Genomic DNA, 21,951 nt, shown 5'->3' with positions numbered 1-21,951 from the left:
TGTGTGCCCAAAGAATGTGTGAGCGGGCGGTTCTAAGACTTCGCGCGACGGCGAGTTCAGCGTTCGCGCTTAGGGGGAACGGTGCGGCTCGCGCATGCGCGTGGCGGAGCTCTGCTGTCTCAGGTCGACGTTCCGCGCCCGCCATAGCGATGAAGCGAGGCGCGTCATGACGCGCATGCAACAGCGCGCCCGCTACGCCCTGAAGTCGTCTCCACGCTGCGCTTGCTCGTGAGCCGCAGCATGCTGACGACAGCCGCGCCCGCCGCAGCGATGAAGCGAGGCGCGTCATGACGCGCATACAACAGCACGCCTGCTACGCCCTCAAGCCGTCTCCACGCTGCGCTTGCGCGTGAGCCGCAGCATGCTGACGACAGCCGCGACCGCCGCGGCGATGAAGCGAGCCGCGTCATGACAGGCGGCTGCGCATAAAAACGCATGCAACAACGCGCCGACTACGCCTCAAGCCGTCTCCACGCTGCGCTCGCGCGCGAGCCGCAGCATGCTGACGACAGCCGCGCCCGCCGCAGGGATGAAGCGAGCCGCGTCATGACGCGCATGCAACAGCGCGCCGGCTACGCCCTCTAGCCGTCTCCACTCTGCGCTTGCCCGTGAGCCGCAGCATGCTGACGACAGCCGCGCCCGCCGCAGCGATGAAGCGAGCCGCGTCATGACGCGCATACAACAGCACGCCGGCTACGCCCTCAAGCCGTCTCCACGCTGCGCTTGCCCGTGAGCCGCAGCATGCTGACCACCGCAGCGACCGCCGCGAATCCCGCCGCGACCCCGAGCGCGATGACCGCGCCGCGCTGCGGCTCGACGCCGAAGATCAGCGCGACGAGCGCCGCGCCGAGCGTCTGCCCGGTGAGACGCGCGGTGCCGAGCATGCCGCTCGCGCCGCCGCTGCGATGACGCGGCGCGGACGAGAGCATCTGACGATTGTTCGGCGACTGGAAGAGGCCGAATCCGAGGCCGCACACGGCCATGCGCCACGCGATATCGACCACCGACGGATGCGCGCCGACCGTTGCCATCAGCGCGAGGCCGACGGTCAGGATCGCGAGCCCGATGCCGCCGAGCAGCCCCGCCGAGTAGCGGTCCGCGAGCATGCCCGCGATGGGCGCGACGAACACGATGACGAGCGGCCACGGCGTCATCAGAAAGCCGGTTTCGACCTGGCTCATGCCATAGCCGTTTTGCAGCAGGAACGGCAGCGACACGAACGCGAGCATCTGCGCGCAGAACGAACACACCGACGTCCCGATGGACAGCGCGAACACCGGAATGCGCATGAGGTCGATCGGCAAGAGCGGCGCGGTCTGCGTCAATTGCCGGCGCACGAAGAAGTATCCGATGACGGCCGTCACGATGAACTCGCCGATCACGAACGGGCGATGCTCGCCGTGCCCGAGGCCATCGACGGCGACGATCGCGATGCCGAAGAACAGCGCATTGAGCACCGCGCTCACGTAGTCGTAAGGCTGCCGATGCCCCGGCGTGCGCGGCAGCGCCTTCGCGCCGATGGCGAACGCGGCGAGGCCGATGGGCACATTGATCGCGAAAAGCCACGGCCACGGCGCGACGGCCAGCACGCCCGAGGCGACCGTCGGCCCGATCACCGACGAAATGGCGACGACGCTGGCGTTGATGCTCACGCCGCGTCCCAGCAACTTGTGCGGATAGATGATGCGCACGATGGCCGTGTTCACGCTCATGATCCCGGCCGCGCCGAAGCCCTGCACGACGCGCGCCACGGTGAGCCCGACGAGCGATCCCGACAGCGCGCACGCGAGCGACGAGACCGTGAAGAGCGCCAGCCCCGCCATATACACGCGGCGATAGCCGATGCGATCGCCGAGCGAGGCGAGCGGCAGCAGCGAAATGGTGACGGCGAGCTGATACGCGTTGACGACCCAGATCGAATCGGCCGGCGACGCCGAGAGATTGCGCGCGATGGTCGGCAGCGCGACGTTGGCGATCGCGCCGTCGAGCACGGCGAGCGTGATGCCGAGCGCGACGACCGCGACGGCCCAGTATCGTTGAGGAAGGGGAAGGCCCTGGTCGGAATCCATCGGTGCGGCTGAGAGTGGCGAGGCGGCGCATTGTATGACGCGCCGTTTTCAAATCGCTTGGAAGGCTCACGCCGCGAGACGGGGCGCGAAGATGGCCGCGCGCAAACGCGCGGCCCTTTGCGCCTTACTTGAGTTCGTAGAGGCCCGTGTAGGTCGCCGAGTCGATCTCGTTCAGATGCGTCATGAAGCGCGCGACGGCGTTCGTCGCGGTCGGATCGAGCGGGAGCTTTTCGGCCTGCAGCGCGTGAATGCGGAAGATGTAGCGATGCGGCTTGTCACCGCGCGGGGGCGCCGCGCCGCCGAAGCCAACCGTGCCGTAGTCGTTGCGCAGTTGCAGCGCGCCAGCCGGCAGCAGGCTGCCGTCCGCCTTGCCCGCGTTGCGCGGCAGCGAGCGCGCGTCGGCCGGAATGTTCACGACGACCCAGTGCCAGAAGCCGCTGCCGGTGGGCGCGTCCGGATCGTAGACGGTGAGCGCGAAGCTCTTCGTTTCGGCGGGCGGCGCCTCCCACTGCAGCGCGGGCGATATGTTTTCGCCCGACGCGCCGAAGGCTTGCATGTCAAACTCGTGGGCGCGGGTCAGAAACCCGTTCGCCGGAAACTCATCGGACCAGATGCGGAAATCAGCCATGAGAGTCGTGCCTCCTTGTTAGCGTTGGTCGCTGAATGCGCGAAGCGGCGCAGCAAGCATGCCCGAGGCATCGAAACGCTTTGGGCAGGCAGGGCCGGGGTGGTCGATCGAGTGTAGCATCCGCCCCCGAATTCAGCGGGTCGGCATGCTTGTAGCGCGGCGACGTTACTGCGCGGGCGCGGGCTGCGTGACTTCGTCGATGCCGCGGCTGAGCGCGGGACAGGCCTCGTCGATTTCCTTCCTGTACTCGACGGGATTGCTCGTCTTGAGCTTCTCGAAGCGGTCCACGGCCGCCTGCGCCTGGCTGTAGCCGAGCGTCCATTCGGCATCGAAGTCGGGCGCGTCGGTGAAGTTGGCGCGCGCGGCGTCCTTGAAACGCGCGACTTTCGCGGCATCGATATGACAGATGTCCGCCGCGCCGCGCGCCAAATTCGCGCTCGTCATCACGCCTTCGGCGGCGAGCAGTTGCGGCGTCGCCGGATGGCCGGGCGGCAGTTGCGTCTGCGCGGACGCGGGCAAAGCGGCGAACGCTGCAAGCGCGAAAGAGGCAGCGAGAACCTTGAAATGCGTCATGCGGCGGATCGCGTCGGCGTGAGGAAAAGGGATCAAAAAAGTATAGATGAAGCCTCCGGAAGCGCCGCCCGCGACGATAAAGATGGCCGGAACCCCCATGCTAGAATCGATTTCCACGCCGTTCCCCGACGCAAAAACGCAAAAATGAAAAAAGCAAGCAAGCCCGCCAACGATGCGAGCAGGGCCGCCGGTGCGAGCTTGCCGGCTGCGTCGGAAGGCCGGCGCAAGTACGATCCCGAGGAGACCAAGCGCAACATTCTCGACATCGCCACGCAGGAGTTCTCGGCGATGGGTCTCACCGGCGCGCGCGTCGATGCCATCGCGGAGCGCACCAACACCACGAAGCGCATGCTGTACTACTACTTCGGCAGCAAGGAAGGGCTGTACGAAGCGGTGCTCGAACAGGTCTACGGCGACATTCGCGCGCTCGAACAGGAGCTTCAGCTCGGGGAGATGGACCCGGAACACGCGTTGCGCGAACTCGTCGGCTTCACGTTCGACTATCACGACAAGCACCGCGACTTCGTGCGCCTCGTGACCATCGAAAACGTGCATGGCGCGAAGTACATCGAGCAGTCGAAGACCTTCAAGGCGCGCAATTCCACCGTCGTCAAGACCATCGAAGACCTGATCGCGCGCGGCGTGGCGGCGGGGCGCTTTCGCGATGACGTCGATGCCATCGACCTGCATCTGATGATCAGTTCGTTCTGCTTTCATCGCGTCGCCAATCGCCATACATGGAGCGCGGCGTTCGGGCGCGATCCGTCGGGGCCGCGCTCGCGGGCGCGTCATCGGGAGATGATCATCGATGCCGTGCTGTGCTTCATGCGGCGCGGCGACTGACATCGACCGCAAAGTAGAAACGGCGGCTCTCTTGCGAGGCCGCCGTTTCTACTTTGCGCGACGCGTGTTGCGATGCGCGTCAGCCTTCGAGCAAGGTCTGAAAGTGCGCGAACATGCGCTCCGCGTCGGGTTCGCGGCCGGTGAAGATGCGCAGCGCATCCACCGCCTGACACACCGCCATGCCGCCGCCGCTCACGGTGCGGCAGCCGAGCGCCTTCGCCGTCTTCAGCAGTTCGGTCTCGAGGGGGAAGTAGACGATCTCCGCGACCCACAGATCCTTGTGCAGATACTCCGCCGGCAGCGGCATGCCGGGCAGCTTCGCCATGCCGGTCGGCGTCGCGTGAATCAGGCCGTTCGCGGCGCGCAGCGTTTCCTGCAAATCGCCGCCGCTCGTCACTTCGCGGTCGGGGAAACGCGCCCCGAGTTCGTCCGCTAGCGACGACGCGCGCGCCGCGTCCGAATCGAACAGCGTGAGCGTGCGCGCGCCCATCGTCAGCGCGGCATGCGCGACGGCCGCGCCCGCGCCGCCCGCGCCCAACTGCACGACGCGATCGAGCGGCGCGTTCGGCAATCCGCGCTCGAACGCGCGCGCGAAGCCGGACCAGTCCGTGTTGTAGCCGATGCGCTTGCCGTCGCGCAGAACGACCGTGTTGACCGCGCCGAGCGCGCGCGCGTCGGGATCGAGCTCGTCGAGCAACGGGATCACGATTTGCTTGCACGGGTACGTGATGTTGAGGCCGTCGTAACCCATGCGCTCGGCGGCGGCGAGCAAGTCGGGCAGCGCGGACGGCTCGAGCTTCAGCGCCTGCAAGTCGATGCGCCGATACACATAATTCAGCCCGAGCGTGCGGCCTTCCTGTTCGTGCATGGCAGGCGTGAGCGAGCCGCCGATGCCCGAGCCGATAAGTCCGATCAGATACGAAGTTTTGCTGGTCATGCGAGGAACTCCCGCGAAAAAGGCAAGGCGCTTCACGCCTAGGGTACAGCAACGAAAAAGGGCGCGATGTTGCAGTGCCGCGATGCAGAGCGCAGTGTGAGCGCGCGCGGTGCCCATGTCCTTCCGTATTTCTACGTATTTTGTACCATCTAGTTAGTTTGCTATTCTGCCGCACAATGACGTGGATTGCGCGGCAAGCGCCTACACTTGAGCGATCCAACCCGCAACGAATGCAACGAATGCACGAGGAGGCAGCAATGCCGCGTTCAATTCCGACATCCATCGCGACGGTATCCATCAGCGGGACGCTCGTCGAAAAGCTGAAGGCGATCCGCGCGGCGGGTTTCGACGGCGTCGAGATCTTCGAGAACGATCTGCTGTATTTCGACGGCACGCCCGCCGACGTGCGCCGCCTGTGCGAAGAACTGGGCCTCGCCATCTACCTGTTCCAGCCGTTTCGCGACTTCGAAGGCGTGAGCGCCGAGCGGCTCGCGAGAAACATCGAGCGCGCGAAGCGCAAGTTCGAGCTGATGCACGAACTCGGCACCGACCGCATGCTCGCGTGCAGCAACGTGTCGCCGGAGACCATCGCGAACGACGCGCTCATCGTCGATCAACTCGGCGCGCTCGCGCGGCTCGCGCAGGAAGCGGGCGTGATCGTCGGTTACGAGGCGCTCGCGTGGGGCCGCCACGTGAATTCGTACAAGCACGCGTGGCGTCTCGTCGATGCGGTGAATCATCCGAATCTCGGCCTCGTGCTCGACAGCTTCCATACGCTTTCCATCGGCGATACCGTCGATGAGATCGCGGCGATTCCCGGCGATCGCATCGCGTTCGTGCAGATCGCCGATGCGCCCGTCCTCTCGATGGACGTGCTCGAATGGAGCCGCCACTATCGCTGCTTTCCGGGGCAGGGCGCGTTCGATGTCGCCGGCTTCACCGCGCGCGTGCTCGAAGCGGGCTACAAGGGACCGCTTTCGCTCGAAATCTTCAACGACGGCTTTCGCGCCGCGCCCACCGCGATCACCGCGGCGGACGGGCATCGCTCGCTGCGTTTTCTGGAAGAACAGACGCGCGCCGTCATGGGCGAGCGCGCGATTCCCGAACTGTTCGATCCGCCCGCGCCGCCCGAGCACATCGGCTTCCAGTTCCTCGAATTCGCCGTCGACGACACGACGCGCGAGCACGTCGCAAGCTGGCTTCGCAAGCTCGGGTTCAGGCTCGCGGGCACGCACCGCTCGAAGGACGTGACGCTCTACCGGCACGGCGCGGGCTCCATCGTGCTCAACGCCGAAGCGGATTCGTTCGCGAGCGCGTTCTTTCAGCAGCACGGCTTGTCGCTGTGCGCGTCGGCGTTTCACGTCGATGACGCCAAGCTCGCGTTCCAGCGCGCCGCGGCTTACGGCTCGAAGCCGTTCTCGGGGCGCGTCGGGCCGAACGAGCGCGTGGTGCCGGGCGTGCAGTCGCCCGATGGCAGTCTCGATTATTTCGTCGATGAAGCGCCCGGCGCGCCGACGCTCTGGGAATCCGACTTCGTCCTGACCGATATCGACGGCCCGTATGAGGTCGGCCCGCTCGCGCGCATCGATCATGTGTGCCTTTCGCTGCCCGCCGAAGCGCTCGACACATGGGTGCTCTTTTTCCGCAGCGCGTTCGGCTTCGAGACAGAAGCGAGCGTGCTCGTGCCGGACCCCTACGGCCTCGTGCGCAGCCGTGCGGTGCGAAGCCGCGATGGATCGGTGCGCATCGCGCTCAATGCGTCGATGGACCGCTACACGGCGGTGGCCGAATCGCTTTCGACGTATCGCGGCTCCGGGCTGAACCACGTCGCGTTCAGCACGCCCGACATCTTCGATGCGATCCCGCGGCTTCAGGCCGATGGCGTCCGGTTCCTGCGCATTCCGGGCAATTACTACGACGATCTCGTCGCGCGCTACGGTCTGCCCGACGAGCAGATCGACGCGATGCGCGCGCACAACATCCTCTACGATCGCGACGAGCGCGGCGGCGAGTTCTTTCATGCGTACACGGAGCAGCTCGATCAGCGCTTCTTTCTCGAAGTGATCGAGCGGCGCGGCGGCTACGACGGCTACGGCGCGGCGAACGCGGCCGTGCGGCTCGCGGCGCATGCGCAGCAGCAGCGCACGCGGCAGGCCGCGTAGGGGCAATACCGACGGTCGCGCGCGATGCGTGGCCTATGATTGACAGATGGCAGCGTGGCAGAGCGGGAGGGCGCCATGATCCATTTCCCCGATATTCTCGTCGGCCTCGCGGGGCTTGCCGCGCTCGGCCTCGTGGTTCTCGCGCATGACTGGCGCGAGGAGCGTCGCGAAGCCGGCTCGCGCGCGGGCACGCGGCAGCATGCGTTGCGCGACTGGTGGCTCCGGCATCATCACTGACGAGCCGATGCGCGTTCAGCCGCTCTGGGCGCCTGCCGCTGCGAGGCGTTCGTCGGCTACTTCGGCTTGGTCGGCTTCGTCGGCGAGCGCGGGTTCGTCGTGCCGTGCGGCGGACGCGGCCTCGAATGCATCGATGCAGAGATACAGCCGGTGCACGGTCTGAATCTGCCTGTGCGAAAGATGCGCCTGACGCGTGACGCCGGCGAGCCGCGCGCGCCAGTACGAAGGCGGCAGCAGAGGACCGCCGAGATCGCACGACAACGAACGGCCCAGCACCTTTTGAAGATGCGCGAGGTCCTGGTCTGCCAGCAACGCCGAAAAAGCGCCGTGGAGCTTGATATCGGAAATGGGGTCCATTCTTCCGATGGCGGCGCCGTCGCGCGAAACTTGATAGGGACAAACCCGAGAGCGGCATCGCGAGCCGTTGCCGCCCATATTTTTCTGCGCGCCGCGCCCGATGCGCCCGGCGGCCTTTGCTATACTCTGCGCTCCCGCCAGGCCCGGCTTTTCGAGGGCGCTCGGCGGGACGCGCGGTCCGCTCCCCGTAGTTCAATGGATAGAACGAGTGCCTCCTAAGCGCTAGATGCAGGTTCGATTCCTGCCGGGGGGACCACGATGCTTCTCAAGCTCGGTTCTGAGCCTGCTTGCTACTGCTCTGTCAACTCTGGCGCTAAGCGAAAGACGTCGCAAGGACAGTTATTGCTCCGTGAGTCAGGCCCGATCCAGGCGTGTGGCCGAGCGGAGAACGGCTCGATTGCCGAGTGCGGCCGGATGATGCATTCCGACCATGTCCGATCTCTAGATCGCCGTTCGCGGCGTTCCTAGCAGCCGCAATGCGTCGGTAGGCCGCTTTCCAGCATATATCGGTGATGGCTCAGATGAGTGGCAAGCCATGCCGAACGGCCTTTGTCGTTCGGCATCCGGGACGCTGCCTCTCGATGATGCAGGATCGAGAAGGGGCGGCAATCGGACGAGAATCGCCCGGATAGGCGACCCCGTCGCTTTACTTGGAGGCCGAGGTGGTCAGCGTTCCGATGTAGTGCGACCCTTCAAGTGCCTTCGATGCCTCGTCGGGCGATTCCAAGGAAGGGATAACACGCCCGACAAGCAGCCCGAGTCCGACTCTCGTTCTTACATACTTTGTCTCGCCTGCATCAAGCGTGAAAGACACCGTCTTCTCCGTCTCGGTCGCGGTAGAAACGATGTACTTTCCCGCGGGCTCGTCGACATAGAAAAAGCCGCCGGGTTTCGATTGGCCGACGACCGCGCCGTTCAGACTGATGCCGGGTTGCAGGGCTGCGCCGAACATCGAATTGGACCGGTAAAAGTAGATGCGGCCCTGCGACTCCTTCAAGGTGGGAATCGACGAAGCTACGTCTTTGTATTGCGGACCACTGGCGCAACCCGATGCAACAAGCGCCACGAATGAGCCCGTCAACAAAACGCGAAACAGATTAGCCATTTACCTTCTCTATTCTTATGGATTGGGAGGGATTCAACGCGGAAAAACTGGACTCGCCAGGCAGGAAGAAACCGACCAATGCATTGCCAGCGATAACCACGTACGCTTCATGAACCTGCCGGCCTTCGATGGTGAACTCTGAGCCGACCGGCCGATAGACTGTGCCTTGCGGTAACACGCCGACTGAAGTTGTGTGCGTCAAGTTGTGCAGAAACCGGATGCCGGTGGTTTCAGTTGATCCTTCTGTGCGGCATGCGGCGCGAAGGGCGTAGCCCGCAGCGCCGCACGCTCGCTATGCAGCAGCGCGCAAGAACTCCTTTTTCTGCTCGGCCAGCAAGGCCATGTTCAGATAACGGCTGTCTTCCAGCCACGTTTCATGCGTTTCGCTACACAGGGCCCTGATCAGCCGAAGGCATGACGCATCGTTTGGGAAGATGCGCACGATACGCGTGCGGCGCCGGATTTCCTCATTCAGCCGCTCCAGCATGTTGGTGGACTTCAGGTGCTTGTGATGCGCGCGGGGCAACCGGTAAAACGTCAACGTCTCAGCGATGTTGCCTTCGACCCAGTCCACCAGCTTCGGATATTTGCCCTGCCACTTGCTGATCCACGCTGCCAGATCTTGTTGCGCTTCCTGCAAGTCGCGACGGTCGTACATCCAGCGCAGCTCCTGCAGGCAGTCGTCGTCGGCCTTGCGCGGCAGATAGTCCAGCGCGTTGCGCAGGAAGTGGACGTAGCAGCGCTGCCAGGCGGCTTCCGGGAGCACCTCACCGATCGCCTTCTTCAGCCCCGCATGGTCGTCCGAGGCGACGAACTCGACGCCTGACAGGCCGCGCTTCTTTAGCGCCAGAAGGAACTCCTTCCAACTCGACTGGCTTTCGCGGTTGGCCAACTCCACAGCCAGCACCTGCCGGTGGCCTTCCCAGTTGATGCCGATGGCGATCAGCACCGCCTGCGAACGGATCACGCCCGACTCACGCACCTTCTCATAGCGCGCGTCGACGATCAGATACGGATACGCTTCTTCGAGCGGCCGGTGTGCAAACTTTGCCAGCGTTGCATCCAGCCCTTTGTTGATCGCCGAAATCGCCGAGGCCGAAAAGCTGTGACCGCACAGCTCTTCGGTAATCGCCTTGACCTTGCGCGTAGACACACCCTGCACGTACATTTCGGCCAACGCCGCCACCAACGCCTTCTCGCTGCGCGCATAGCGCTCGAACAGCGCCGTTGAGAATTCGCCATGTCGATCACGCGGCACGCGCAGCTCGAGTTTGCCGATGCGGGTCACCAGAGCGCGGCCGTAGTAGCCCGCACGATAGCCGCTTCGCGTCTCGCTGCGCTCATTGGGCGCCGCGCCCAGCAGCTCTGTCATTTCCGCTTCAAGCACTTCCTGCAGCGCATCCTTCATGAGCGCCTTCATCAGGTCCCGGTCGCCGGCAACCAGCGCTTCCGCTGGCGGCCGGTTCGTAATACGCTTGGTCGTGGCCATGGCGTAAGCCCTCCCGAGGGCAGGTTGACGAACTGGACATTCATCAACTTACACCACGGCCACCCCTGCCTCTGCGCTCCTGCCGCCTCAGCGTTTTTGCACATTCTTCTGCACACTACCCCGACTGATCGCCATACCGAGCCAGCCCTCAATCGGCGGGAATATCCGGTCGAGAGCCTGATGACCACCGGAGTGAGGACCCGCACCGACTCCTCTGGCGTAGAGGAAACTATCAACTCGGACTTCTGAACTTGAATCGCTGGAGCGCATGCAGAGAGCGCCGAAACGGCGAATATCGCCACCGCGTACCTTCTGGCGTTAAGCAAGATCTACCTCATGTCATTTCGCGAGATTCTTATATCGGCACGCTGACATGAAACTTGAGGACTTCGTGGTCGCGTGGCGCGTCGGTTTGGCGAGCGGGCTCAGAGGCCCGGGCCAGCCGACCGACCACGGATAGTTGGAGCCGGGCAGCACCATGCCGATGCAGATGCCGACGCTCAAGCGCAGTCAATGCGCGTCTCGAAGCGCTTCGCCCGGCGTGTTTGGCGCTCCGTGCTCTGAACCCAGCAGTAGACCGCGCCGCACGGGAAACGAGACTAGAATCCGCGACTCATCCGACTCCGGCCGCGCCTTCCCTCACACATCCTCCAGCGTCTCCCCACGCTCCGCGATAATCCTCCCCAGCTCGCGCGTCGAAGGCACGCGTCGCATCGGATTCGTGGACTCCGCTTCGTCCTCGGCGAGATTCTCGATGATCGTCAGCAACACCTTGCGCGCCACCTTGATATCGCGCTCGCTCAATCCCGTCACGCTGATGTCGTTTACTTCCTCCGCGAGCGGCACGAGCTTTTCCTTGAGCGCCCGTCCTTCGGCGGTGAGATATACATGCGTGTTCTTCTTGTTCTCCGGGCGCTGCTGACGCTCGACGAGTCCGAGCTTTTCCATCGCGGTGACGGCGGCGAACGTCGTCGGCGCCATCACGCCTGCCTGCTCGCTCAGTTCGCGCTGCGTGAGACCGTCCGATTCCCACAGGATGCGCAGAAAGGTCCAGTGTCCGAACGACACCGAATGTTCCGCGAGCCGCATCTGCAACGCGCGCACCATTGAACGTGTCGCGTCCTTCACGAGGTGCGCGAGGCGGTCGTGGGGCACGGATTCGTGCCAATGGCGCAGCATCTCCGCCGTTTCGCGCGGTGCGCCTTCCACTGTCTTCTTTCGTGTCATGACGTTGCCTTCTTTCAAAGCCGCAGTTCTTGCATGCCTGACATCATATCCGCTGGGTCGGGCGCATTCACGCGCGTCAGTTGCGCCGCGTGTCTCGGTGCAAACCCGAGCTTGTTCGCGGGCCGGCGCCTCCGTACCATGATAGTTAGATATCGAATAAAAATTCGTCGAATGCGGACTTGGTTGCGGGCTTGATCCCGACTAAGCCGCATCGTCCTCATGGGCAGACGCAACGGAGACGTTTGGTGGCCAAATTCACAGTCACGCAACTCATGTCGGAATCGGACGCTAGCGCGGCGCGCATCGACGCGCGCACCGAGGCCCGCATCGAGGCGACCTATCACAAAGTCACCTGGCGGCTGATGTCGTTCATCTTCGTGTGCTGGGTGCTGAACTACCTCGACCGCGTCAACGTGAGCTTCGCGCAACTGCGCCTGAAGCAGGACCTCGGCCTGTCCGATGCCGCCTACGGGCTCGGCGTCAGCCTCTTTTTCATCGGCTATATCCTGCTGGAAGTGCCGAGCACTTTGTGGCTCAAGAAGATCGGCGCGCGCCTCACGATCTCGCGCATCATGGTCCTCTGGGGCGGCATTTCCACCGCGATGGCCTTCATGACGTCGCCCGCGCAGTTCTATGCCGCGCGCATTCTGCTGGGCGCCGCCGAAGCCGGATTCTGGCCGGGCATCATTCTCTATCTCACGTACTGGTATCCGGGCGCGCGCCGTGCGCGGATCACGTCGCGCTTTCTGCTCGCCATCGCGGCGGCGGGGATCATCGGCGGGCCGCTGTCCGGCTGGATTCTGCACAACTTCAACGGCACGCTCGGCTTCAAGAACTGGCAATGGCTCTTCTTTCTGGAAGGCCTGCCCGCGCTCGCGATGGGCATCGTCGCGTTCTTCTATCTCGTCGACCGGCCGCAGGACGCGCGCTGGCTCGACGACGAGCAGAAGAAAATCATCCTCGATGCGCTCGCCGCCGACCGCGCGGAAAAAAAGCCGGCGAAGCACACGCGCCATCAACTGCTCACCGCGCTGAAAGACCCGCGCGTCTACATTCTCGCGGCGGGCTGGGGCACGGTGCCTTTGTGCGGGACGATCCTCAACTACTGGACGCCGACCATCATCCGTCAGGCGGGCGTCGCGGACGTGCTGAACGTGGGCTTCCTGTCCGCGCTGCCGTACATCATCGGCGCGCTCGGCATGTTCGCGGTGGCGCGCAGTTCGGACGTGACGCTCGAACGCCGCTGGCACTTCTTCGCATGCACGGCCATCGGCGCGCTCGGCGGCTTTCTCCTGCCGGTGCTCTCGGGCAGCACGGCTGCGGCCATCGTCTGCCTCGGCATGATTTCGATTTCCTACTTCGGCGCGGCCGCGATCATCTGGTCGATTCCGCCCGCGTATCTCTCCGACGAAGCCGCGGCCGCCGGCATCGGCGCGATCAGTTGTCTGGGTCAGGTGGGTGCGTTCTGCGGGCCGATCGCGCTGGGCTGGATCAAGACGGTGACGGGCAGCCTCGCGATCGGCCTCGCCGCCATCGCCGCGCTCGTCGTGCTCGGCGGACTCGCCGTGCTCATCGGCGTACCCGCGAACACCTTGCGCGAGCATGCGGAGAAGCGCGCGTGAACCGCGCCTGAGCGAACCCGAAGCGCACGGCAATGCATTTCTCGCAGCAGCAGCACCCAGCAGCACCCAGCAGCACCAGCATCGGCGGCGCCTTCGGGCGCCGTTTCTTTTTTGGGCGTGCGCGCCGCGTTTCAGGGAAAACCCGCTTGTCGGCAAATGATTAGATATCTAATATAAAGCCATCGAGTGCGGCAAGCGGATGCAAGCGACGGCGAATCGGCCAAACGCTTTGCCAAACGCCAGGCCGCGCGGGTAATCAACGAAGCAGGAGAGCAGCGAAATGAGCGAGACGGCGAACGGCGAACTGTCCTTCAGGACGCTCGTGGTGACGAAGAAGGAACCCGTCGCGGACGGCATCGTGAGCTTCGAATTGCGCGATCCCGAAGGCGGCGCTCTCGCGCCGTTCACGGCGGGCGCGCATGTGACGGTGCGCGTGCCGAGCGGCGCCAACCGCAACTATTCGCTCTGCAACGATCCCGACGAAACGGACCGCTACGTGATCGCGGTCAAGCGCGACGCGGCGGGTCGCGGCGGCTCGATCAGCATGACGGACGACGTGGCGCAGGGCGATCGCATCGACGTATCGGAGCCGCGCAACGAGTTCGGGCTGAGCGAACGCGCGCGCAGTTACGTGTTCGTCGCGGGCGGCATCGGCATCACGCCGATTCTTTCGATGATGCGCTACCTCAAGAACACCGCCGGCCCGCGCTTCAAGCTGTACTACGTGACGCGCAGCCCCGAAACGACGGCCTTCGTCGACGAACTCTCGGGCGCCGAATGGAAGCCGCATGCCGTGATTCATCACGATCACGGCGATCTCGCGAACGCGTTCGACTTCTGGCCCGTTTTCGAAAAGCCCGGCAGCGGCACGCACGTGTACTGCTGCGGCCCGCGCGCATTGATGGACAGCGTGCGCGACATGACCGGCCACTGGCCCCAAGGCAGCGTGCACTTCGAGAGCTTCGGCGTCGATCAGTCGCGCGCGGCGCAGAACGTGCCGTTCAGTGTGAAGCTCGAACGCTCCGGCCTCACGTTCGAGATTCCGAAGGACCGCTCGATCCTCGAAATCCTGCGCGACAACGGCATCCGCGCGCCGAGTTCGTGCGAGAGCGGCACATGCGGTTCTTGCCGGACGACGCTCTGCGCGGGCGAAGCGGACCATCGCGACATGGTCTTGGGCGACGACGAGAAACGCGATCACATCATGATCTGCGTGTCGCGCGCGAAGAGCGAAGAACTCGTGCTGGACCTCTGAGAAGTCGAAACGAACATCCCCACTGAATACGCTGGTCAGGAGAAGCGCAATGCTCACCCATGAAGAAAACATGTTGCTGTGCCGTGTCGAAGGCGATGCCCCGATGGGCCAGCTGATGCGGCGTCACTGGACGCCCGTGTGCCTCATCGAGGAAGTCAGCGAGCCGGATGGCGCACCGGTCAAGGCGCGCGTGTTCGGCGAAGACCTCGTCGTGTTCCGCGACACCGACGGCAACGTGGGCGTGATGGACGAGTATTGCCCGCATCGCCGTGTGTCGCTCGTGTATGGGCGCAACGAGGATTGCGGCCTGCGCTGTCTCTATCACGGCTGGAAGATGGACGTGAAGGGCAACGTGATCGAGATGGTCTCCGAGCCTTCGTGCAGCGACATGACGAAGAAGGTCAAGCACAAGGCGTATGAAACGAAGGAATGCGGCGGCTTCGTGTGGGCGTACATGGGCCCGCAGGATGCGATTCCCGCGTTCGTGCCGCCCGCGTGGGCGCCGACCGAAGAGACGCGCGTCGCCATCGCGAAGGCGATTCTGCCGTGCAATTGGGCGCAGATTCTCGAAGGCGCGATCGATTCCGCGCATAGCTCCAGCCTGCACTCGTCGGACTTCGTGCCCGCGCGCGTCGGCGGCGCGGAAGCGACATCGAAGAACTGGCTGCGTCCGTCCACCGACAAGGCGCCGCGCATGCAGGTGCATCGCACGAGCTACGGCTTTCGCTATGCCGCGCTGCGCCGCCCGATCCAGAACGCCGCCACGCACGACTACGTGCGCTCGACGGTGTTCGTCGCGCCCGCCACGGCGCTGATTCCGCCGAACAATCTTTATAACGTCGCGAACATCAACGTGCCGTGCGACGACACCAGCACCGCGTTCTATTTCATGGCGTGGGGCCATCCGGACAAGACGCCCGAAACGGAAACGTGGCGCAAGTTCCTCGGCCAGCAAGTGGGCATCGATCTGGACGAACACTATCGGCCGCTGCGCAACACGGACAACCGTTTCTGGCAGGATCGCGAGGCGATGAAGTCGGGCAATTTCACGGGCATCAAGGGCTTTCCGAACCAGGACATCGCGATGTGGCTGACGATGGGCGCTATCGCGGACCGCACCGAAGAGCGCCTCGGCGCGAGCGATGTCGCCGTCGTCGAGTTCCGCCGCCGCATGCTCGACGCGGTGAAGGAATTCGAGGCCGGCGAAGGCGCGATCGGCACCGGCGACAAGGCGATTCCGCGCAGCGTCTGCTCGTTTCAGGCGATGGTGCCGAAGGACACCGACTGGAAGCAACACGCCGCGCATCCGGTGTGGATCGAAGTGGACGAAGCCGCGCCGGTCGAGCCGAACTATCAGGTTCAGGTCTGATGGCGGCGCTCAAGCTCGGCATCGCCGGACTGGGCCGCGCCTTCTCGCTGATGTTGCCGACCTTTCTCGCCGATGCGCGCGTCGAGCTTGTCGGCGCATGCGATCCGCGCGCGCAGGCCCGCCAGCAATTCGAAGCGGACTTCGACGCGCCCGCGTTCGACGACATCGAAGCGCTCGCGCGCATGCCGCAAGTCGAGGCGATCTACATCGCGAGTCCGCATCAGTTTCACGCGGCGCATGCGCGCATCGCGGCGCGGCACGGCAAGCATGTGCTCGTCGAGAAGCCGATGGCGCTATCGCTCGCCGAATGCGACGACATGATCCGCGCGTGCCGCGAAGCGAACGTGCATCTGATCGTCGGTCATTGCCACAGCTTCGATACGCCGTATCTGAAGACGCGCGAGCTGATCGCATCGGGCGCATACGGCGGCGTGAAGATGATTCAGGCGCTCAATTACACCGACTATCTTTTTCGTCCGCGCAGGCCGGAGGAACTGAGGACGGAAGAGGGCGGCGGCGCGGTGTTCAGTCAGGCCGCGCATCAGGTGGATATCGTGCGTCTCCTCGCTGGCAGCCGTGCGACGCGCATTCGCGCGGCGGTCGGCAACTGGGATGCGGCGCGTCCGACCGAAGGCGCCTATACCGCGACGCTCTGGTTCGAGAACGGCGCATTCGCGACGCTCGCCTATAACGGCTATGCGCACTTCGATTCCGACGAATGGACCGGCTGGATCGGAGAAATGGGACAGACGCGCAGCCCCGACGAATACGGCAACGCGCGCCGCAAGCTCTCGCGCGTGGCGTCGAAGGAAGAGGAAGCGCGGCTCAAGGCGGCGGGAACGTATGGCGGCGACGCCTATGCGCCGCCTTCGCGCGAGCGGGCGCAAGCGCGCAGACATCAGCACTTCGGACCGCTCATCGTGTCGTGCGAGCGCGGCGATCTGCGGCCTCTGCCCGACGGCATCGTCGTTTATGGCGACGAGCGGCGCGAGCGCATCGAACTCGACGCGCCCGCCGTGCCGCGCGCCGAAGTGATCGACGAACTGGTCGCCGCCGTGCATGGCGGCATCGCGCCGCTGCACGACGGCGTCTGGGCGCGCGGCACGCTCGACATCTGCCTCGCGATGCTGCGTTCGAGCGAAGAGCAGCGCGACGTGTGCATCGGCGGTTGAATACGCAAAGCAATACACAAGGGAAAATCATGAGCAAGCTGAATCTGTCTGTCGCGGTGGGCAACTACGACCGCATGCGTCCTCTCGTCGATGGTGAAGTGCAGATCGACGGCGTCGATCCGGTGTTCATGCTGCAGGAACCGGAGGAGATTTTTTTCCGCGCCTTCCGCCATGCCGATTACGACGTCTGCGAACTGTCGCTGTCGAGCTATAGCGTGAAGACGGCGGCCGGCACGAGCCCGTATATCGGCGTGCCGATCTTTCCGTCGCGCGCGTTTCGTCATACGTCGATCTACGTGCGCAACGATCGCGGCATCGAGTCGCCCGCCGATCTCAAGGGCAAGCGCATCGGCGTGCCGGAATATCAGCTGACGGCCAACGTCTGGGCGCGCCTCTTTCTCGAAGAAGATCACGGCGTGAAGGCGTCGGACGTGACCTGGGTGCGCGGCGGCTACGAGCACACGGGCCGCGAGGAAAAGATCAGTCTCAACCTGCCCGCCGATGTGCGGCTCGAAAACGCGCCGCCGGACGCGACGATCTCCGGCCTGCTCGCGTCCGGCGACATCGATGCGGTGATCGGCCCGCGCGCGCCGTCGTGCTTCACGAACGGTCATCCGAACGTCAAGTATCTCTACGACGATCCGCAAAAAGCCGCCGCCGACTGGTACACGCGCACGAAGCTCTTCCCCATCATGCATCTGCTCGGCGTGCGGCGAACGCTCGCGGAGCAGCATCCGTGGCTGCCGGGCGCAATCGCGAAGGCGTTGGAGAGAGCCAAGTCGATCGCGCTCGCGAAACTCAGCGATACGTCCGCGACCAAAGTGACGCTGCCTTTCGTCGAAGAGCAACTGAGCAACGCGCGCCGGCTGATGGGCCACGATTTCTGGTCCTATGGCTTCGAGCCGAATCGCCATGTGCTGTCGCGCTTTCTCGAGCGGCATCATGCGGAAGGGCTGTCGAGCCGTCTGCTCAAGCCGGAAGAACTCTTTCATCCTGCGACGCTCGAGAGCTTCAAGATCTGACGATTGGGAAACGACGCGGCCGGAGCGCATAAAACAAGCGATAAAAGGAGACATACGCGATGGAGCATTCCCGCACGCTGGTGCTGCAAGACGTGATCGACGCGCGCCGCCTGTCGCGCTTCCAGATCGTGACGTTCGTACTCTGCTTTTCGATCCTCGTGCTCGACGGATACGACACGGTCGTCGTCGGCTATATCGCGCCTGCGCTGAAGGCACACTTCGGCGCCACGCCCGCCCAGCTTGCGCCGATGTTCGGCGCGGGTCTCTTCGGCCTCACGCTCGGCTCGTTCGTCTTCGGCCCGGTCGCGGACCGCTTCGGACGCAAGCCGACGCTGCTCGTATCCATTGCGCTCTTCGCGCTTTTCAGCCTCGCGTCGGCGTGGGCGGACTCCATCGGCATGCTGATCGCGCTGCGCTTTCTGACGGGCCTCGGGCTCGGCGGCGCAATGCCGAACGCGTACACGCTCGCGGCGGAATATTGCCCGAATCGACTACGCTCGACGCTGGTTGCGCCCATCGGATGCGGCATCGCGGTGGGCGGCGCGCTCGGCGGCGTGTTCGCGTCGCGCGTCATCGGCGCGTTCGGCTGGCAGGCGATGCTCGTCGTGGGCGGCGTGCTTCCGCTGCTGCTCATCGTCGTGCTGGCGCGCTGGCTGCCCGAATCGGCACGCTATCTCGTCGCACGCGGAGGCCGGCAAGCCGAGGCGCGCGCCATTCTCGGGCGGATCGCGGCCGATCTCGACCTGAGCGATGTGGACATCACGCTCGAAGAAAAGCGCGCGCAGGGCCTGCCGATCCGACAACTGCTGCAGCCGGGCGTCGGCGGCGGCACGCTGCTGCTCTGGACGACCGCTTTCATGGCGCTTCTCGTCATCTATTTCCTCGGCAACTGGCTGCCCATTCTGATTCAGCAGAGCGGCGTGTCGTTTCACAACGCCTCGCTGATGACGGCGCTCTATCTGACCGGCAACAGCCTCGGCGCGATTTTTCTCGGCATCCTGATGGATCGCATGAATCCGCAGTACGTGCTCAGCGCGGCGTTCGTGTGCGCGGCGGTGAGCCTCGCATCGTTCGGCCATCTGTCGGGCGCGCCCGCGCTGGCGTTGCTGGCGCTCTTCGTGACCGGCGTCGGCACCGGCGGGACGATGACCGGCACCAATATCCTGTCGGCGGGCTACTACGCGACCGCGAGCCGCGCGACGGGCGTCGCGTGGACGCTCGGCATGGGGCGCGTCGGCTCGATCGTCGGTTCGATGGTCGGCGGCGCGATGCTCGCCGCGCACTGGGGACCGAAGTTCATCTTCGGCGCGGTGGCCGCGCCGCTCGTCGTCGCGGCGGTGAGCGTCTTCGCGCTCGCGGCTTACCGTTCGCGTCATCCCGCGACGGACGGCGAGGCGCGGTGCGCCGCCGTCGGATCGCCAGTGCATTGAAGCCGGCGGCGCGGCGCTTCCGCCGTCGATCCTAAGCGTCGCGCGCGCATGACGCTGTTCGGACTGCTTCAATAACGCGCCCATGACGCGTCGCGCATCTTTCGGGATGCTTTGCTTACCGCCCGCTTAACGCCTACAACAAGAATTGCCGGGCGATGTTGCGCCCGGCCAGTTCATCCGCCGGTCCGACCGGCAGGGAGGCGCAAGTGGGCTATCAACTGATGGGAAGCATCCTCGAAGTATGCGAGTGCAAGATCCTGTGCCCGTGCTGGGTCGGTGAAGACCCCGACAACGGCACGTGCCGCAGCGCGCTCGCGTACCACTATGAGCAAGGCGTGATCGATGGCGTCGATGTCTCCGGCAGGACGGTCGCGTTCGCGGCGTTCATCCCCGGCAACGTGCTGAAGGGCGGCTGGCGCGTCGCGATGTTCGTCGACGAAGACGCGAGCGACGCGCAGTTCGATGCGCTCGTGAGCGCGCACCGTGGCGAGCGCGGCGGACCGCTCGCGGACATCGTGAAGCTGATCGGCGAAATGGTCTCGGTGCAGCGCGCGCCGATCGAATACACGGTCGTCGAAGGCAAGGGCAGGATGAAGGTCGGCGAAGTCGTCGAGGCGGACATGGAGCCGTATCGCGGTCCGAACGGCGAGCCGACGAAACTCGTCGAAAGCATTTTTTCGACGATACCGGGGTCTGCCGCGTTCGTCGCCAAAGCCAATTCCTTTCGCCTGCGGCACGACGCGCTCGATCTCGATCTCGACTTGAGCGGACACAACGCCATTCAGGGATCCTTCAGTTTCTCGTCATGAAAAGGCGCCCGCGCGCGAGGCTTTTCGCGCCGCTTTTCGTCGCGTTGACGGCGAGCGCGTGGACCGTGCTCTGGATATGGGACGCGGGGCCGTATGCGCGCTATCTGCACACGGCGAGCTGGAACGACCTCGCGGGCATCGGCGCGCTGTGCCGCGCGCTGCCCGGCGCGAGCGCGGCGCTCGCGGCATCGCTCTACAGCGCCGCATGGCTCGTCATGATCGCCGCGATGATGCTGCCGACCGCGTTCCCGCTCTTCGACGCTTTCGCGCGCATGACCGTCGCGCGCGACGACAGGCGCACGCTGATCGCCTTGCTGATCGCGGGTTATGCAACCGTGTGGGCGCTTTTCGGCCTCGTCGCGCACGGCTTCGATTCGGCGCTTCATGCGCTCGTCGAACGGTCGCCCGCGATGCTCGCGAACGGCTGGCTCATCGGCGCGGCGATTGCCGCCGTCGCGGGGCTCTATCAGTTCAGCGCGCTCAAGCGCCGATGTCTCGACCGATGCCGCTCGCCGCTCATGTTCATCGCCGGGCATTGGCGCGGCAGGCGCGCGCGCCGCGAGAGCTTCGTGCTCGGCGCGAGTCACGGCCTTTTCTGCGTCGGCTGTTGCTGGGCGCTGATGCTCGTGATGTTCGCTATCGGCACGGCGAGCGTCGGATGGATGCTCGCGCTCGGCGCGATCATGGCTGCCGAGAAGAACCTTCGCGCGGGCAGGCGCATCGGCAAGCCGCTCGGCGTCGCGCTCATCGCGTGGTCCGCGTGGCTCGTCGTGGAGCACGCGGGCATTGTTTGAGAGGAAGCGGGTGGCGGCTTTGCTCGCCCCAAGCGTCAGTGAGACATCAGCACGGGCATCGTCATCGAGGCGAGGAACGTGCGCGTGGCGCCGCCGAGCACGAACTGCTGCCAGCGCGCATGACCGTAGCCGCGCATCGGGACGAAATTCGCGCCGAAATCCGCGCCGAAATTCGCGCCGAAATCCGCGCCGAAATCCGCGCCGAAATCCGCGCCGAAATTCCCGCCGAAATTCCCGCCGAAATTCCCGCCGAAATTCCCGCCGAAATTCCCGCCGAAATTCCCGCCGAAATTCCCGCCGAAATTCCCGCCGGGATCGGCCGGGCGCGAGAGCAGTAGGTCGCCGGCTTGCGCATCGCTGGCCGCCGCGCCCGGCGACACCGCCACGTTCGGCTCATGCCGCGCGAGACAGGCGGCGATGGCCGCGCCGTCGGTCCGCTTGCCGGCCGCTTCGCTGTGGTCCGCGTCGATCGTGACGACGGTCACGCGTTCGGCGAACTTGAGCAGCGGCAGCGTATGGTGGACGGCGCGCGCCGCTTCGCGCCCGCCGTCCCACGCGATCATCGGGTGCGTTCCCACCGACGCGAAGACGCCCGTATAGGGCACGAACAGTACCGGACGCCCCAACGACATGACGAGCGTCTCGGCAAAGTGATCGCCGATGAAGGAATCGGGATCGTTCGGATCGTCCTGGCTCGCGATGACGAGATCGGCGTATCGCGCGTAATGCGGCGCGGCGAAGGCGGCGCGCTCGTCGGTGTCGATCCACTCGCCGCGCACGTCGGCGCGCGCAAGCTCCGCGCGAAGAGACGCTCGATCGCGCCGCACTGCTTCCGGCGCAACGCCGCGTGC

Annotated in this window: 19 protein-coding genes, 1 tRNA gene and 1 pseudogene; 12 read left to right on the top strand and 9 right to left on the bottom strand. The window is 65.0% G+C overall.

Going from position 1 to position 21,951, the window contains the following annotated elements; translation table 11 throughout:
* Positions 1-701: 701 nt before the first annotated feature.
* From LDZ27_RS09970 to LDZ27_RS09960, 3 genes are all read right to left on the bottom strand, one after another.
* Positions 702-2,069, bottom strand: coding sequence for an MFS transporter (locus LDZ27_RS09970; RefSeq protein ID WP_244813937.1), 1,368 nt, complete (start codon positions 2,067-2,069; stop codon positions 702-704).
* A 124-nt stretch (positions 2,070-2,193) separates the two neighbouring features.
* Positions 2,194-2,697 carry a YbhB/YbcL family Raf kinase inhibitor-like protein gene (locus LDZ27_RS09965; protein WP_244813936.1) on the bottom strand — a complete coding sequence of 168 codons (504 nt, stop codon included), beginning with the start codon at positions 2,695-2,697 and terminating at the stop codon, positions 2,194-2,196.
* A gap of 165 nt (positions 2,698-2,862) precedes the next feature.
* Entirely contained in the window at positions 2,863-3,270 is a 408-nt protein-coding gene (locus tag LDZ27_RS09960; RefSeq protein ID WP_244813935.1) for a hypothetical protein, read from the bottom strand.
* A gap of 144 nt (positions 3,271-3,414) precedes the next feature.
* Between LDZ27_RS09960 and LDZ27_RS09955 the strand changes: the two genes are divergently transcribed.
* Positions 3,415-4,113, top strand: coding sequence for a TetR family transcriptional regulator (locus LDZ27_RS09955; protein WP_244813934.1), 699 nt, complete (start codon positions 3,415-3,417; stop codon positions 4,111-4,113).
* A 79-nt stretch (positions 4,114-4,192) separates the two neighbouring features.
* On the opposite strand, the gene LDZ27_RS09950 is transcribed toward LDZ27_RS09955, so the two are convergent.
* A complete protein-coding gene (locus LDZ27_RS09950) occupies positions 4,193-5,050 on the bottom strand; it encodes a shikimate dehydrogenase (protein WP_244813933.1) in 858 nt (285 codons plus the stop codon).
* Positions 5,051-5,319: 269 nt separating this feature from the next.
* On the opposite strand from LDZ27_RS09950, the gene LDZ27_RS09945 reads away from it, so the two are divergent.
* Together LDZ27_RS09945 and LDZ27_RS09940 are read left to right on the top strand one after the other, a co-directional pair.
* Complete coding sequence (locus LDZ27_RS09945; protein ID WP_244816110.1) at positions 5,320-7,212, top strand: bifunctional sugar phosphate isomerase/epimerase/4-hydroxyphenylpyruvate dioxygenase family protein; 1,893 nt, start codon at positions 5,320-5,322, stop codon at positions 7,210-7,212.
* A gap of 75 nt (positions 7,213-7,287) precedes the next feature.
* Positions 7,288-7,449 (top strand): hypothetical protein, encoded by a 162-nt coding sequence (locus tag LDZ27_RS09940; protein ID WP_244813932.1) that lies wholly within the window; start codon positions 7,288-7,290, stop codon positions 7,447-7,449.
* A 15-nt stretch (positions 7,450-7,464) separates the two neighbouring features.
* Here the strand turns inward: LDZ27_RS09940 and LDZ27_RS09935 are convergent, their stop codons facing one another.
* Positions 7,465-7,806 carry a hypothetical protein gene (locus LDZ27_RS09935; protein ID WP_244813931.1) on the bottom strand — a complete coding sequence of 114 codons (342 nt, stop codon included), beginning with the start codon at positions 7,804-7,806 and terminating at the stop codon, positions 7,465-7,467.
* Positions 7,807-7,987: 181 nt separating this feature from the next.
* On the opposite strand from LDZ27_RS09935, the gene LDZ27_RS09930 reads away from it, so the two are divergent.
* Positions 7,988-8,062: transfer RNA gene (locus LDZ27_RS09930), tRNA-Arg, on the top strand.
* Positions 8,063-8,452: 390 nt separating this feature from the next.
* Here LDZ27_RS09930 and LDZ27_RS09925 read toward each other — a convergent pair.
* The 3 genes and pseudogenes from LDZ27_RS09925 to LDZ27_RS09910 all read right to left on the bottom strand — a co-directional run bounded on the left by LDZ27_RS09925 (position 8,453) and on the right by LDZ27_RS09910 (position 11,627).
* Positions 8,453-8,911: a DUF2846 domain-containing protein gene (locus LDZ27_RS09925; RefSeq protein WP_244813930.1), complete on the bottom strand. Its 459-nt coding sequence runs from the start codon at positions 8,909-8,911 to the stop codon at positions 8,453-8,455.
* 292 nt (positions 8,912-9,203) lie between these two features.
* Positions 9,204-10,307, bottom strand: a pseudogene (locus LDZ27_RS09915) (IS256 family transposase); the annotation flags it as partial.
* 732 nt (positions 10,308-11,039) lie between these two features.
* Positions 11,040-11,627 (bottom strand): MarR family winged helix-turn-helix transcriptional regulator, encoded by a 588-nt coding sequence (locus LDZ27_RS09910; protein WP_244813929.1) that lies wholly within the window; start codon positions 11,625-11,627, stop codon positions 11,040-11,042.
* Between the two features lie 272 nt (positions 11,628-11,899).
* Between LDZ27_RS09910 and LDZ27_RS09905 the strand changes: the two genes are divergently transcribed.
* The 8 genes from LDZ27_RS09905 to LDZ27_RS09870 all read left to right on the top strand — a co-directional run bounded on the left by LDZ27_RS09905 (position 11,900) and on the right by LDZ27_RS09870 (position 21,100).
* A complete protein-coding gene (locus LDZ27_RS09905; RefSeq protein WP_244816109.1) occupies positions 11,900-13,249 on the top strand; it encodes an MFS transporter in 1,350 nt (449 codons plus the stop codon).
* 280 nt (positions 13,250-13,529) lie between these two features.
* Positions 13,530-14,504 carry a PDR/VanB family oxidoreductase gene (locus LDZ27_RS09900; RefSeq protein ID WP_244813928.1) on the top strand — a complete coding sequence of 325 codons (975 nt, stop codon included), beginning with the start codon at positions 13,530-13,532 and terminating at the stop codon, positions 14,502-14,504.
* A gap of 49 nt (positions 14,505-14,553) precedes the next feature.
* Positions 14,554-15,873, top strand: coding sequence for a Rieske 2Fe-2S domain-containing protein (locus LDZ27_RS09895; RefSeq protein ID WP_244813927.1), 1,320 nt, complete (start codon positions 14,554-14,556; stop codon positions 15,871-15,873).
* Positions 15,873-17,045: a Gfo/Idh/MocA family protein gene (locus LDZ27_RS09890; protein ID WP_244813926.1), complete on the top strand. Its 1,173-nt coding sequence runs from the start codon at positions 15,873-15,875 to the stop codon at positions 17,043-17,045. The genes LDZ27_RS09895 and LDZ27_RS09890 overlap by 1 nt, the downstream gene beginning before the upstream one ends.
* Before the next feature lie 29 nt (positions 17,046-17,074).
* A complete protein-coding gene (locus LDZ27_RS09885) occupies positions 17,075-18,067 on the top strand; it encodes an ABC transporter substrate-binding protein (protein WP_244813925.1) in 993 nt (330 codons plus the stop codon).
* 59 nt (positions 18,068-18,126) lie between these two features.
* A complete protein-coding gene (locus tag LDZ27_RS09880; protein ID WP_244813924.1) occupies positions 18,127-19,497 on the top strand; it encodes an MFS transporter in 1,371 nt (456 codons plus the stop codon).
* Between the two features lie 206 nt (positions 19,498-19,703).
* Positions 19,704-20,306 carry a DUF1326 domain-containing protein gene (locus tag LDZ27_RS09875; protein WP_244816108.1) on the top strand — a complete coding sequence of 201 codons (603 nt, stop codon included), beginning with the start codon at positions 19,704-19,706 and terminating at the stop codon, positions 20,304-20,306.
* Positions 20,303-21,100 (top strand): DUF2182 domain-containing protein, encoded by a 798-nt coding sequence (locus tag LDZ27_RS09870; protein ID WP_244813923.1) that lies wholly within the window; start codon positions 20,303-20,305, stop codon positions 21,098-21,100. The genes LDZ27_RS09875 and LDZ27_RS09870 overlap by 4 nt, the downstream gene beginning before the upstream one ends.
* A gap of 35 nt (positions 21,101-21,135) precedes the next feature.
* Here LDZ27_RS09870 and LDZ27_RS29005 read toward each other — a convergent pair whose 3' ends face one another.
* Positions 21,136-21,927, bottom strand: a complete 792-nt coding sequence (locus LDZ27_RS29005; protein WP_370653295.1) for a universal stress protein — start codon at positions 21,925-21,927, stop codon at positions 21,136-21,138.
* Between the last annotated feature and the right edge of the window lie 24 nt (positions 21,928-21,951).

It is taken from the genome of Caballeronia sp. Lep1P3, assembly GCF_022879595.1.
Classification (GTDB): Bacteria; Pseudomonadota; Gammaproteobacteria; order Burkholderiales; family Burkholderiaceae; genus Caballeronia.
Note: the sequence above shows the minus strand (reverse complement) of the source record. Positions and strands in the feature narration are given on the sequence as shown.